Origin of the sequence: Streptomyces lichenis (assembly GCF_023218175.1) — a bacterium.
GTDB lineage: Bacteria > Actinomycetota > Actinomycetes > Streptomycetales > Streptomycetaceae > Streptomyces > Streptomyces lichenis.
This window is the reverse complement of the sequence record NZ_JALPTH010000002.1, coordinates 300,989-314,396: the sequence shown is the minus strand read 5'-3', so window position 1 is coordinate 314,396 and position 13,408 is coordinate 300,989. Positions and strand designations below refer to the sequence as shown.

Below are 13,408 nucleotides of genomic sequence, written 5' to 3'. Positions count from 1 at the left end.
GCCCGGCCCGGGAACGGATCGGTAGGCACATCCATACGTACACCTGATCGGTTCGCCACCCGATCGGTTAGACCGGTTTCGACGGCGGCACCAGCCGACGGACCGTCAAAAGGCGGCAGCAGCCGCCTTTTCGGCATATAGCCACCCTCTCCATGTCGACAAGTCACTACAGCGTGTTGCCGACATGTGACATTCTGCTGGAACCGCGTTTGCCGCAGTCTCGGCTCCGGTATTCAGGTGGAGGCTGCGTTCCTCCGATGGTCGCGGCCCGCGACCGTCCGCGATCTCAAGGGGGTGGCATGTCCGCAGAACAGGGCAGCCCGAAGGTGCTCACGCTCACGCCCGACCACGCGTCGGCGCCCGTGCGACTCGACCGGTCCGCCCCGGCCGGTCTGGCCGCCTCGGCCGACCTGTCCGCCCCGGCCGACCTGTCCGGGCTGGCCGACCCGTCCGCCGAGGCCGGGCTCCCCGCCGCCGGCAGATCCGGGCACGCCACCGAGGCCGGACCGGCCGCCCCCCTTCCCGTGGCGACGCTGCCCGCCCAGGGCGGTGACCCGGTGCCGGAGACCGCGCCCGCGGGGCCGCCCGCCGCCGCGCAGGGCACCGCGACGACCGAGGCGATCGACACCCGTACGCTCTCCCGCTCCCTGTTCCTGCGGCTCGCCGCCCTCGACGCCCAGGGCGCCGACGGGCCCGAGCGGGCCTATGTCCGCGACACCCTGATCGAGCTCAACCTCCCGCTGGTGCGGTACGCCGCCGCCCGCTTCCGCTCGCGCAACGAGCCGATGGAGGACATCGTCCAGGTCGGCACCATCGGCCTGATCAAGGCGATCGACCGGTTCGACTGCGAGCGGGGCGTGGAGTTCCCGACCTTCGCCATGCCCACCGTGGTCGGCGAGATCAAGCGCTTCTTCCGTGACACCTCCTGGTCGGTGCGGGTGCCGCGCCGGCTCCAGGAGCTGCGCCTGGCACTCACCAAGGCCGGTGACGAGCTGGCGCAGAAGCTGGACCGCTCCCCGACCGTCGCCGAGCTGGCCGCCGCGCTGGGCGTCTCCGAGGAGGACGTGGTCGACGGGCTGGCCGTCGGCAACGCGTACACGGCCTCCTCGCTGGACTCGCACGCCCAGGAGGACGACGGCGGCGAGGGCTCGCTGGCGGACCGGCTGGGCTACGAGGACACCGCGCTGGAGGGCGTCGAGTACCGCGAGTCGCTGAAGCCGCTGCTGGCCAAGCTTCCGCCGCGCGAGCGGCAGATCATCATGCTGCGGTTCTTCGGCAACATGACCCAGTCGCAGATCGGCGAGGAGGTCGGCATCTCCCAGATGCACGTCTCCCGGCTGCTGACCCGCACCCTGGCCCAGCTCCGCGAGGGCCTGATCTCGGACTGAGGGACGACGACCGCCGGGACGGCATGGCGGTACGCGGTACCGGTCGGCCGAGGCCGCGGTACCGCGTACCACCCCGGGCGCCTACGGCGTGTGCGCGACGGCCCGGCGGCGGTCAGGCCAGGGCGAGCCAGGCGACCGCCGCGACGACGATGACCGCCAGGACGACGCCGGCGATCAGACCGACCCGGGGGCCGGCCGGGGCCGCCGCCTGCGGCCGCCGCTGCGGGGTGCCCTCGTCGACGAAGGCGCGGAACATCTGGGTGCTGCCCGCGGGGTCGTGCTGACCCTCGGGGCCGGGGGTGTTGTGTGCCATGGGGCAGGACCCTAGCGAACCCGCCCGTCCGGCCCAACCCGCCGCCGTCCGCGGCCGGTCGGCCGGTCCCGGACCTGAGCCGCGGTCCGGCGGGCGGAAGCCCATCTTCCGGCTCCCGTGGGCTCCCGCCCCGCGTCCCGGACGCCCCGCTCGACGAGGGCTTTGCCAGCTCTTTAGGCCCGTTCGCCCGTTTTCGTTTGCCTGTAGCAACCAAACGCTTCTATGGTTGCCCTAAGCAACAAGACCTGGGGGTGCCATGGCGGAACGGAGCCAGTACGAGGAACTGGCCCGGCAGCTGAGCGCCATCGGAGCCGTCAAGCGGGGACTGGCGCGGGCGATGCCCGCCGAGTGCCCCGGCGGCTCCGCGGCGGTCCTCTCCCTCCTGGCCCACCACGGGGACATGCGGATGAGCCGGCTCGCCGAGCTGCTCGCCGTCGACATGTCGGTGACCAGCCGCCATGTCGCCCATGTGGTGGACCGGGGCTGGGTGGAGCGGCTGCCCGACCCGGACGACCGGCGCTCCCGGATGCTCCGGCTGACCGGGGCGGGCGAGGAGATGCTCGACGACCTGGGACGGCGCACCACGGACATGTTCGCCCGCACGCTCGGCGACTGGTCGGCCGAGGACGTGGGCCGGCTCACCGCGTTGCTGAGCCGGCTGCGGGACTCCTTCGGGGACTGCCGGAGCCACGCCGTCCGCACCTCCGGCTGAGGGCCCGCGGACCCCGGGGGCGTAGGCCCACCGGACACACGCACGCAGAACCACACGCACGTACACCAGCACACACGCACGTACACCAGACGCACGCAAAGGAAGTCCATGGCTACGACCACACCAGCCGGTGTGCGGGGCGGCCGCGCCAAGCACGGGGGTCACGCCTCTCCCGACGGCGGCGCGCCGATGACGCACCGGCAGATCATGGAGGCGCTGTCCGGGCTGCTGCTCGGCATGTTCGTCGCCATCCTGTCGTCGACGATCGTCTCCAACGCCCTGCCGCAGATCATCTCCGACCTCGGCGGCGGCCAGAGCGCCTACACCTGGGTGGTCACCGCCTCGCTGCTGGCGATGACGGCCACCACCCCGCTGTGGGGCAAGCTCTCGGACCTCTTCTCCAAGAAGCTGCTGGTCCAGATCGCGCTCGTGATCTACGTCCTCGGCTCCGCGGCCGCGGGGCTGTCGCACAGCGCCGGCTTCCTGATCGTCTGCCGCGTGGTGCAGGGCATCGGCGTGGGCGGTCTGTCCGCGCTCGCCCAGATCGTGATGGCCGCGATGATCGCCCCGCGCGAGCGCGGCCGGTACAGCGGCTACCTCGGCGCCACCTTCGCCGTCGCCACCGTCGGCGGCCCGCTGCTCGGCGGCGTCATCACCGACACCGAGTGGCTCGGCTGGCGCTGGTGCTTCTACGTCGGCGTGCCCTTCGCGATCATCGCGCTGGTGGTGCTCCAGAAGACGCTGAAGCTGCCGGTGGTCAAGCGCACGGTCAAGGTCGACTGGGCCGGTGCCTTCTTCATCAGCGCGGCCGTCTCGCTGCTGCTGGTCTGGGTCACCTTCGCCGGTGACAAGTACGACTGGATCTCCTGGCAGACGTACGCCATGGTCGGCGGCTCGATCGCGCTCGGCGCGATCTTCCTGCTCGTCGAGTCCAGGGCGAGCGAGCCGATCATCCCGCTGCGGCTGTTCCGCAACCGCACCATCACCCTGGCCGCCGTCGCCTCGCTCTTCGTCGGCATCGCGATGTTCGCGGGCACCGTCTTCTTCAGCCAGTACTTCCAGCTGGCCCGGGACAAGTCGCCGACCATGTCCGGCGTCATGACCATCCCGATGATCGGCGGCCTGTTCGTCTCCTCCACGGTCAGCGGCCTGGTCATCACCCGCACCGGCCGCTGGAAGGCCTGGCTGGTCACCGGTGGCGTGCTGGTCACCGCCGGACTGGGGCTGCTCGGCACCATCCGCTACGACACCCCGTACTGGCATGTGGCGATCTTCATGGCCGTGATGGGCCTGGGCATCGGCATGATGATGCAGAACCTGGTGCTCTGCACCCAGAACCAGGTCGCCCCCGAGGACCTCGGTTCCGCCTCCTCGGTCGTCACCTTCTTCCGCTCGCTCGGCGGCGCGGTGGGGGTCTCGGCGCTCGGCGCGGTGCTCGCCAACCGGGTCACCCACTACGTCCAGGACGGCCTCGCCGACCTCGGCCCGAAGGGTGCGGCGCTCGGCCACGGCGGTACGGGCGGGGGCGGCATCCCCGACCTGGACACGCTGCCCGGCCCGTTCCGGACCGTGATGGAGACCGCGTACGGCCACGGCGTCGGAGACGTCTTCCTCTACTCGGCGCCGTTCGCCTTCCTCGCCTTCCTCATCACCCTGTTCATCAAGGAGGTCGCCCTGAAGACGAACGCAGCGCCCGGCGGCGCGGCGGACGAGCCCGTGCCCGCCACCGCGGCGGCCCCCACCGGCGACACCCATGAGCTGCCCGCCGTGGCCCCCGCCACGGCCCCCGCGGCGGAGTCCGCGCCGGCCGCCGAGCCGGTACCCGGCCCCGGTTCCGTACCGCCGGGTGGTGGGATCACCGTCCACGGCACGGTCCGCACCGCCGAGGGCGCCTGGGTGCCGCAGGCCGCGGTCACCCTGATCTCGCTGGCCGGTCGGCAGCTGGGCCGCGCGGTGGCGCACACCGACGGCGGCTACGCGCTGGACGCGCCGGGCCCCGGCTCGTATGTGCTGATCGCCTCCGCCGACGGCTTCCAGCCGCAGGCCTCCACCGTGGTGGTCGGTGAGGAGGCCCTCGCGTACGACATCCTGCTCTCCGGCACCAGCGGGCTGGCCGGAACCGTGCGCTCCGCCGAGGGCGGGCAGCCGGTCGAGGGCGCGATGGTCATCGTCACCGACGTACGGGGCGATGTGCTCGCCACCGGGCTGTCGACGGCGGACGGCGCCTTCACCTTCGCCGAGTTGGTGCCCGGCACGGTCACCGTCGCGGTCAACGCGGAGGGCTTCCGTCCGCTGGCCCTGCCGGTGGAGATCGGCGGCCAGGGCGTGACCCGGATCGACGCGCTGCTCCAGTCCGGCGCCCGCCTCCAGGGCACCGTACGGGCCGGGGCGGACGGCCGCCCGCTGGCCGACGCCCGGGTGACCCTGGTGGACGCCGCCGGGAACGTGGTCGCCACGGCCACCACCGGTGAGGACGGGGCGTACGGCTTCGCCGACCTGACCACCGGCGACTACACCGTGATCGCCACCGGCTACCCGCCGGCCGCCGGTGCGCTGAGCATCACCGGCCGCGGGATCGACGGCCACGACATCGCCCTGTCCCACCCGGCCGAGTAGCGCCCGAGGGGCACGCACGCGGGCCGGAGGTCCGCCGAGCAGCGCCCCCCGAGGGGGACGCACGCGGTCCGGCGGACCGGGCAGCCGACTCCCGGCCGCGCTTCGAGCGGAGGCGCGGCCGGGCACCGGGGCGGCAGGCAGGGGACGGCCTGCCGCCCCCCTCACGTCTTGAGAGTGGAGAGACTTCGCATGGCACTGCACGCACAGGTACGGACCCGGGACGGCTGGGCCGTCCAGCACGCGGTGGTCACCGTCACCGACATGACCGGCACGCAGGTGCTGCGGGCCGAGGCCGACGCCGACGGGGCCGTCGCCTCCGACGCGCCGCTGGCCCCCGGCCCGTACACGGTGATCGTGACGGCGGTCGGCTACGCCCCGGCGGCCTCCACCGCGCTGGTCACCGCGAGCGGCCGGGCCTCGGTCGGCACCGTGGTGCTGGCCCGGCAGGGCGGTGCGGAGCTGCCGCCGCCCGGGCTGTGGGCGCTGGACCCGGCGCACTCCACGGTCGCCGCGACCGCCCAGCACCTGGGCATCTCCAGCGTGCACGGCCGGTTCACCGAGTTCGGCGGCCGGATCGAGATCGCGCCGGAGCTCGGCGCCTCCCGGGTGGAGGCGGTCATCTCGGCGGCCTCCGTCGACACCGGCAACGGGCTGCGCGACAAGCACCTGAAGTCCCCCGACTTCCTGGACGTGGCCGCGTACCCGGAGATCACCTACCGCAGCCACGGCCTCACCCCGGCCGGGCCGGACCGCTGGACCGTGCACGGGCTGCTCACCCTGCACGGGGTGGCCCGCGAGGTGGACCTCGACCTGTCCTACTCGGGCACCGGCCCCGACCCCTGGGGCGGCCGGCGGGCGGCCTTCCACGCCACGGCCGAGCTGCGGCGGGAGGACTTCGCGATGAACTACAACCAGGTGGTGCAGGCCGGCATCTCGGCGATCGGGACCACTCTGCGGGTGGAGCTGGACATCCAGGCGGTACGGGAGGAGCCGGGCCGGCCCGCTCGCGGCGTCTGAATTCCCGCCTCCTCCGTCACCCGTCGCGCATCGCCTCGATGCCGGCGACCAGGACCCGCAGCGCGAAGGCGAAGTCCCGTTCGAACATCTCGTCCACGGTGTCCCCGCCCCGCGCCGCCATGATCTGCCGGCCCAGTTCGAAGGTCTGCCGGCCGTCCGGGTGGTGTTCCAGGGCCTCCATCGACCGCTGGAAGAACTCGTCCGGGGTGAGCCCGGCGCTATGGGAGCGGGCCCGGTAGTGGCCCTCGATGGTGCCGAAGCCGTAGACGAACTGGAAGACCGCGGCGATCGCCCCCGCGTGCCCCTCCGGCGGCACCCCGGTCCGGACGACGATCTCCTGGACGGTGCGCGCGAACGCCAGGGAGTGCGGGCCGATGTTCAGGAACCGGCCGATCAGCGGTGACACCCACGGGTGGCGCACCAGCGTCTCCCGGTAGGTGACCGCCATCGCCCGCAGCTGCTCCCGCCAGTCGGCGCCCGGCGCCCCGGTGTCGGGCAGCCGCATCTCGCCGAAGACCGAGTCCAGGGCCAGCTCCAGCAGCTCGTCCTTGGTGTCGACGTACCAGTAGACCGACATGGCGGTGACATCGAGCGCGGCGGCGAGCCGGCGCATCGAGAACGCCTCCGGCCCGGCCGCGTCCAGCAGCCGTACGGCGGCGGCCGTGATGCGGTCGCGGTCCAGCCCGGCGGCCTGGTCGGTCCCTGCGGCCTTTCCGGTCCCTTCGGTCTTTCCGGTCCGCCGGGGCGAGCGGCCGGCCTTGCCGCCGTCCTCCAGCCATACGCTCGTACGGCCGGGACGCCTGGTGCGGTCGGCTGCCGACGCCATGGGTGCCTCCTCGTTCCTGGCCCGATGCTATTGCGCGGTACGCGGCGAAGGCCCCGCACCCCCGCCGCGTACCCCTCACGCCTCCCGGAACGTCCCGGGGGCTCCGCCGGGGCGCTCGGCCCGCCGCAGCAGCAGCGCGGCGAGGAGGCCGCCGGCCAGCACGGCCGCCGCGCCGACGAGCTGGCTGGTCTCCAGGCTGGTGGCGAAGGCCTCCGAGATCCGGGCCCGCTCGGCCGGGCCGCCGGCCGCCGCGAGCGCCGCCGGGAGGGAGGCCGCGGAGACCGGGACCAGCGCGCCGAAGCGGCTGTTGAGCACCGCGCCGAGGATGGCGACGCCGAGGCCGTTGCCGAACTCGGCGAGGGTGCCGTTGATCCCGGCGCCCACGCCCGCCTTCTCCGGCGGGATCGCGCCCATGATGGCGTTGGCCATCGCGGGCATCGACAGCGCCACGCCCACCCCCATCACGACCAGGCCGACCAGCATGCCGCCGTACCCGTGGGCGCCGCCGAGGACGGCGATCGCCGCGAGCCCGGCGGCGACCAGGGACATGCCGAGGCCGATGGTGCCCGGGGTGCCGATCCTGGGCAGCAGCCGGGCGGCCACCCCGCTGAGGTTGAGCACGACGACGGTGACGGCCAGCGGCGCGGTGCGCAGGCCGGCGTCGAGCGGGTCGTAGCCGAGCACGAACTGCAGGTGCTGGGTGAGCAGGAAGAGCGAGCCGGTCATGCCGAAGGCGACCAGGACGACACCGGCGACCGCTCCGGTGAACCGCTGGTCGGTGAAGAAGTGCATGTCCAGCATGGGGTGTTCGGTGCGCAGCTCCCAGAGCGCGAACAGGGTCAGCACCACCGCGGCCAGCCCGGCGGAGACCAGGACATGGGCGGAGCTCCAGCCGTGCTCGGGGCCGGAGATGACCGCGTACACGGCCGAGGTCATGCCGATGGTGGACAGCAGGGCGCCGAGCAGGTCGGGCCGGTCGCCCTGCCGGTGCTTGGACTCCGGTACGAGGGCGGCGACGGCGACCAGGCCGAGCACCACCACCGGGAGGTTGATCAGGAAGATCGCGCCCCACCAGAAGTGCTCCAGCACGAACCCGCCGAGCAGGGGCCCGGCCGCGAAGCCGAGCGAGCTGACGGTGGACCACAGGGCGATGGCCCTGACCCGCTCGGTGTCGTCGAAGACCAGCACCACGACGGCGAGGGTGGTGGTCATCAGCAGCGCGCCGCCGACGCCCATCCCGGCCCGGGCGGCGATCAGCTGGGCCGAGGTCCGGGCGAGCCCGGCGGCCAGCGAGCCGAGCCCGAAGAGGACCAGGCCGGCCAGCAGCATCTTCCGGCGGCCGTAGCGGTCGGCGGCGTTCCCGGCCGTGAGCAGCAGACCGGACTGCACCAGCGCATAGGCGTTGATCATCCACTGGACGTCGGAGGTGGAGGCGTCGAGCGAGCCGGTCAGGGACGGGATGGCGACGTTGAGGACGGTGTTGTCGATCAGCACGGTGAGCTGGGCGAGGCAGATGACACCCAGGATCAGCCAACGCTGGGGATGGCCGCCGGAGGGCTCGGCGGCGGTGCTCGCGGGCATGGTGGCCGTCACGGCGGCAGCTCCTTTACGGTGTAGAGGACCTTTCCTCTACACCGTACAAGCCTCTCCTCTACGCCGTACAACGAATAGCGCCGCCCCCTCTCAAACCCCCTCGCCCTCCGCCGGCTTGATCAGATAGCCCGCCCCGCGCCGGGTGTGGATCATCGGCGGCCGGCCGGCGTCGATCTTGCGGCGCAGATAGGAGATGTAGAGCTCCACGATGTTCGCCTTGCCGCCGAAGTCGTAGCTCCAGACCCGGTCCAGGATCTGCGCCTTGCTGAGCACCCGCCGCGGGTTGCGCATCAGGAACCGCAGCAGCTCGAACTCGGTGCCGGTGAGATGGACGGCCCGTCCGCCCCGCGCCACCTCCCGGCTGTCCTCGTCGAGCGTCAGATCGCCCACGGCCAGGACGGAGGCGGGGCGCGCCGCGACGACCGGCGAGCGCCGGACGAGCCCCCGCACCCGGGCGACGACCTCCTCGACGGCGAACGGCTTGACCACGGCGTCGTCCCCGCCCGCGGTCAGCCCCGCGACCCGGGCGCCGCCGGCCGTACGCCTCGGCGTCAGGAAGAGGACCGGCACCCCGGGCAGCCCGCGCCGCAACCCCGCGAGCGTCCCGGCATCCGCCCCGGCGTCCAGCACCGCGGCGTCCAGCACCACCGCGTCGGGGCGGTGCTCCCGGGCGGTACGCACCGCCGCGGCCACGTCCTCGGCGCCCCGCACCTCCCACCCCTCGTACCGCAGGGCGGCGGCCAGCAGGTCGGTGGGCGAGGTCTCCGGCCCGACGACCAGTACGTGGACCCCTCCCGGCGCCGCTGCGGACGGGAACGGAACGGTGAGCCCCTCGGGCGCGGAAACGGTCATACGGCGAGAGTGGCCCCGCCCGGTGAGAGCCCCCTGGCCCTTGTCTGTGAATCTCCTGAGAAAACCGCCTCAGTCACGCGCTGGTGAGGCCGAACAAGCCGGCCCCATTGCCGTAGCAGACCGCCCGCAGCCAGTCCGGCCCCAGCTCCAGCCGCTCCAGGGCCTCCAGCTGGTGCGGATAGCCGTACGGGATGTTGGGGAAGTCGCTGCCGAGCAGGATCCGCCCGCCCAGGTCCCGCAACCGCCCCCGCTCCTCCACCGGGAAGGGCGCCAGCCGCTCGGCGAAGTCGGTGAACGCCATGGTGGTGTCGAGCCGCACCTCCGGATACCGCTCGGCGAGGTCCAGGAAGTCCCCGTACTCGGGCATCCCCATATGGGCGACCATCAGCCGCAGTCCGGGGTGCCGGCCGAGCACCCGGGCGATCGGCTCCGGCCCGGTGTGCCTGCCCGGGGCGGGCCCCGAACCGCAGTGGATCACGATGGGCACTCCCGCCTCCGCCAGCAGCCCCCACACCGGCTCCAGCAGCGGGTCGTCGGGGTCGTAGGCGCCCACCTGCAGATGCGCCTTGAAGACCACCGCCCCGCCCTCGACCGCCTCCCGCACATACCCGGCCACGCCCTCTTCCGGGAAGAACGTCGCCGTGTGCAGGCAGTCCGGCACCCGCGCCGCGAAGTCCGCCGCCCAGCCGTTGAGCCACCGGGCCATCCCCGCCTTGTGCGGGTAGAGCATCGAGGTGAACCGGACCACCCCGAACTCCCGCAGCAGCTCGACCCGCCGGTCCTCCTCCTCGCGGTACGTGATCGGCCACGCGAGCCCGGTCGTCGGGCCCACCGCGTCGAAGTAGGCCCAGACCTTCCGCAGCACCCGCTCCGGCATGAAGTGGGTGTGCACATCCACCAGCCCCGGCAACCCGTACCGCTCCCGAAATGCCCGCACCCACGCGCCCTCGCCCGCCGGCCTCTTCCGCCCGTCCCGCCCCTCATCCACCCCGCACATGCGCCCCATCCTCCCCGTCTCCCGACCTTCTCCCCCTTCAGAACAGCCCGCCCTGCACCTCCTCCTCCCCCGGCACCCCCACCACCGGCACCGCGACTCCACCCCCACTCTCCCTCTCCCCCATCTCCCCCTCCGCCACCGCGGCCAGCCCCCAACCCACCATCAACCGCGTGTCCAGCACCACCGCCTCTCCGCCTTCCGCCTCCAGGTGCAGATCGGGCCCGGCCGCCGCGACCAGCCGCCCCACCAACCACCCACCGTCCACCAACTCGGCGACCACCCCGTCGATCCGCTCCACCGCCCCCAGGGCGAACACCTCCGCATGGTCCTCGACCCCCAGCGGCAACCGCTCCAGCGTCTCGTCCCAGCCGCCCACCTCCGCCGCCCGCCGGTACAGCCCGGTCACCTCGGCCACCCGCTCAGCCGCCCCGGGCAACCCGACCCGCGCCAGCCGCTTCACGGCGTACGGCACCCGGTCCGGCACCCCGAGCGCGGTGCCGAGCAGCTCCTCCGTCCGCCGCGCCGCCATCAGGGCCCCGCGGCCCAGCCAGGTGTACGCCACGGCCCCCTGCTCCAGCAGCCGCGCGCCGCCCCGCTCCTCGGCGGTGATCCCCACCTTCACCAACCCCGGCCCGAACCACGCCAGATACACCCGGAACGTGCGCGGGTCACCGGCCGCCGTGTCCGCCGCCACCGAGTGCGCCCGATCCAGCCGAGCGCACTCCGGGCACAACCCGCCCGTGCTCCGCCCCGGCAGCCTCGCCTCCACCGGGCAGCGGTTCCCCCGCGCCCCCGGGCACCGCCGCTCGCCGACCACCCGGAACGCCACCCGCTGCCCGTATCCGAGCCCACTCACCCGCCCGCCCTCCCACACCAACCCGGGCCCCCGCCCGCCCCCGGCCCCACCCCACCGCAACCCCCGGCACCGCCACACCCTCACCACGTCCGTTCCTTCCCGCGACCTCCCTGATCCTGGGAGTATCGAGCCGCATACCAGGTCGAGTCGACGGCAGGATTGCGCAGGGTCCCCCGGAAACGGTCATCGGGGATCGCCGGCAGTGGCGGACTGCCCACGTCCTCGGGCGGATCCGCACGCCAGTCGGCAGTGAGGTGGCGGCGCATGCTCACGCTCTCGCACATGGACCTGTAGGGCGAGCCCCAGCTCCCGTGCACCATCCTCTCCGCGGCCCATCCGCGGGGGGGTCCCGGTGGGTGTCCGCCTGCGCGATCACCGAGCGCAGTCGCAGGGCCGGCGGGTCGGCCTGTTCCGGACTCGGTGGGGCTTCGCCCCGGTCCAGCGCGTCCAGGACCGACCCGACCTCCGGGTACTTGTCCAGACCCGTCTCCGCAGTCACTCTGCGCAGCTGCCTCCGCGCGGCCTCGGCCACCTGCGCACGGGGCAGGAGGGCGAGCAACGCACCGAGCTCCTCCAGCTCGTGGAGGAGGCCGACCGGGAGGACATCGATGGGACTGCAGGACAGGTCCAGCTCCGGCAGTTGTCCGTCCGGTCGGGGAAGGGGGTCGTCGGCGCTGCCCCAGTCCGGACCGAGGGGCCGGGACCACTCCCGGACCAGTCGGCCGTCGAACGTGACGGCGCCCCCGTCCCGACCGCTTTCCAGCTGGTCGGCCGGCTCCGCCAGATACGCACCCAGCGAGTCGGCCCGACCGAAGTCGGTGCCGCTCTCGTCGAAGAAGCGTCCGATCGCACCGTGGGAGCCCTGCCCCCGGCGGCAGTCGATCGTGAGACCGTCGGCCGTCACCCCGTAGGAACCGGACTTCGGGTAGGCGTCGATCCAGTAGTCCTCGGCCTCCTCCTCGTCCAGGTCCTCGTCGGTGCCGCGCGGGGACCTGGTGTCCCCGACGATCTCGCTCACCGAGAGCAGCCGGTCGTGCGTGCTGAACCGGAAGGCTTCCGCGCACTCCGGAGCCCCGTCGTGCCGGAGCAGTGACGCGACCAGATCGGGAGGGAAGGTGACGCCCAGCTCCTCCTCCGCTGCCGCTGTCTCCTCCTCTCCAGCGGGCGGCCCAAGCGTGGCGAAGGTACGAGGTGCGTTCTCACGCAGCCACTCGTCGATGCGGTCCCACGAATCCTGGACCTGCTCTCTCCTCATGGACCGAGCCTAGAGACGGACACTGACAGCCTGATCGCCGTCCGCCGTCCGCTGTGGTCTTGTGGGCGGCTGGGCGCCGCTGGTGCGATGGGGCGAAACCCGCTCTCGTCGGCTGGAGGCATCCGTGGAAGACCTGCGCCTGGCTTCGTGGAAGCGCTACGGGCACGACCGGCTCTATGTGAACCTCCCCGACGGAACGGCCGTCGCCTGGCTCGATCGGAAGTCCGGTGCGGTCACCATCGTGGACCCCCGCCACACACAGGCCGCGCACGCACTGCTGGCGCCGCACACCGCACCTGCCCCCACCGCGGCTTCGCCCGTTGACCTGGACCCGCTGCTGCCGGACATGGACCTCGCGTCCCACGCGCCCGGTCACGGCTTACGGGTGAAGCTGAACGGCTCGGGCCCGACGCTGCTGCGACGGGTCCTCGACCGGCTGATGCGGCGGCCGAGCCCGATGGAGTCCTGGCGCAGCGGGCTGGTGGGTGAGAAGCGCGTCGGGGCGGAGCTGAACCGTCTCACCCGGCACGGCTGGCGGGTCCTGCACTCCGTGCCACTGCCTCGGGAGGTGGACATCGACCACCTGCTGATCGGCCCCGGCGGCGTCTTCACCGTGAACACCAAACGCCACCCGGGCAGGAAGGTCTGGGTGGGCGACGACATGACCAAGGTCGACCACGGCAAGCCCCACCCGTACGGCATCAAGAGCCGCGCCGAGGCCAGGCGGGCCCAACGGGTCCTGGAACGGCACTCCGGGCTCTCCGTCCCGGTCCAGCCGGTGCTGGTCTTCGTGGACATCACCGCGCTGAGGCTGGAGGCCACCCGACTGGCGATCCGGGTCTACCAGGAACGGGAGGTCGCGGCGCTCGGGCCGCTGTCCGGAGTCCTGGACGCGGAACAGGTGGAACGCCTCTACCGCGTGGCTCGTGACCGCCGGGTCTGGGAGGGCGCCTGAGCGAGCGGCCACCTCGCCGCCGGCGGCC

At 73.1% G+C, this 13,408-nt stretch carries 12 protein-coding genes; 5 read left to right on the top strand and 7 right to left on the bottom strand.

Going from position 1 to position 13,408, the window contains the following annotated elements:
- The first annotated feature begins 299 nt into the window (after positions 1-299).
- Positions 300-1,388 (top strand): RNA polymerase sigma factor SigF, encoded by a 1,089-nt coding sequence (locus M1O15_RS03110; protein ID WP_248631596.1) that lies wholly within the window; start codon positions 300-302, stop codon positions 1,386-1,388.
- Between the two features lie 112 nt (positions 1,389-1,500).
- On the opposite strand, the gene M1O15_RS03105 is transcribed toward M1O15_RS03110, so the two are convergent.
- On the bottom strand, positions 1,501-1,701 hold the full coding sequence (locus M1O15_RS03105) for a hypothetical protein (RefSeq protein ID WP_248631595.1): 201 nt from the start codon (positions 1,699-1,701) through the stop codon (positions 1,501-1,503).
- Positions 1,702-1,957: 256 nt separating this feature from the next.
- Between M1O15_RS03105 and M1O15_RS03100 the strand changes: the two genes are divergently transcribed.
- From M1O15_RS03100 to M1O15_RS03090, 3 genes are all read left to right on the top strand, one after another.
- Positions 1,958-2,413: a MarR family winged helix-turn-helix transcriptional regulator gene (locus tag M1O15_RS03100; RefSeq protein WP_248631594.1), complete on the top strand. Its 456-nt coding sequence runs from the start codon at positions 1,958-1,960 to the stop codon at positions 2,411-2,413.
- 189 nt (positions 2,414-2,602) lie between these two features.
- Positions 2,603-5,029, top strand: coding sequence for an MFS transporter (locus M1O15_RS03095; protein ID WP_505017676.1), 2,427 nt, complete (start codon positions 2,603-2,605; stop codon positions 5,027-5,029).
- Positions 5,030-5,218: 189 nt separating this feature from the next.
- Entirely contained in the window at positions 5,219-6,046 is an 828-nt protein-coding gene (locus tag M1O15_RS03090) for a YceI family protein (protein WP_248631592.1), read from the top strand.
- 16 nt (positions 6,047-6,062) lie between these two features.
- Here M1O15_RS03090 and M1O15_RS03085 read toward each other — a convergent pair whose 3' ends face one another.
- The 6 genes from M1O15_RS03085 to M1O15_RS03060 all read right to left on the bottom strand — a co-directional run bounded on the left by M1O15_RS03085 (position 6,063) and on the right by M1O15_RS03060 (position 12,425).
- The gene (locus M1O15_RS03085; protein WP_248631591.1) at positions 6,063-6,872 is read right to left on the bottom strand and encodes a TetR/AcrR family transcriptional regulator; all 810 of its coding nucleotides are present in this window, start codon (positions 6,870-6,872) and stop codon (positions 6,063-6,065) included.
- Positions 6,873-6,947: 75 nt separating this feature from the next.
- Positions 6,948-8,453, bottom strand: coding sequence for an MFS transporter (locus M1O15_RS03080; RefSeq protein WP_248631703.1), 1,506 nt, complete (start codon positions 8,451-8,453; stop codon positions 6,948-6,950).
- Between the two features lie 102 nt (positions 8,454-8,555).
- Entirely contained in the window at positions 8,556-9,317 is a 762-nt protein-coding gene (locus M1O15_RS03075) for a response regulator transcription factor (protein ID WP_248631590.1), read from the bottom strand.
- 73 nt (positions 9,318-9,390) lie between these two features.
- Positions 9,391-10,314: an amidohydrolase family protein gene (locus tag M1O15_RS03070; RefSeq protein ID WP_248631589.1), complete on the bottom strand. Its 924-nt coding sequence runs from the start codon at positions 10,312-10,314 to the stop codon at positions 9,391-9,393.
- A 37-nt stretch (positions 10,315-10,351) separates the two neighbouring features.
- Positions 10,352-11,254, bottom strand: a complete 903-nt coding sequence (locus tag M1O15_RS03065; protein ID WP_372499339.1) for a DUF2797 domain-containing protein — start codon at positions 11,252-11,254, stop codon at positions 10,352-10,354.
- Positions 11,255-11,438: 184 nt separating this feature from the next.
- On the bottom strand, positions 11,439-12,425 hold the full coding sequence (locus M1O15_RS03060; RefSeq protein ID WP_248631588.1) for an SMI1/KNR4 family protein: 987 nt from the start codon (positions 12,423-12,425) through the stop codon (positions 11,439-11,441).
- Positions 12,426-12,549: 124 nt separating this feature from the next.
- Between M1O15_RS03060 and M1O15_RS03055 the strand changes: the two genes are divergently transcribed.
- The gene (locus M1O15_RS03055; RefSeq protein WP_248631587.1) at positions 12,550-13,380 is read left to right on the top strand and encodes a nuclease-related domain-containing protein; all 831 of its coding nucleotides are present in this window, start codon (positions 12,550-12,552) and stop codon (positions 13,378-13,380) included.
- Positions 13,381-13,408: the final 28 nt, after the last annotated feature.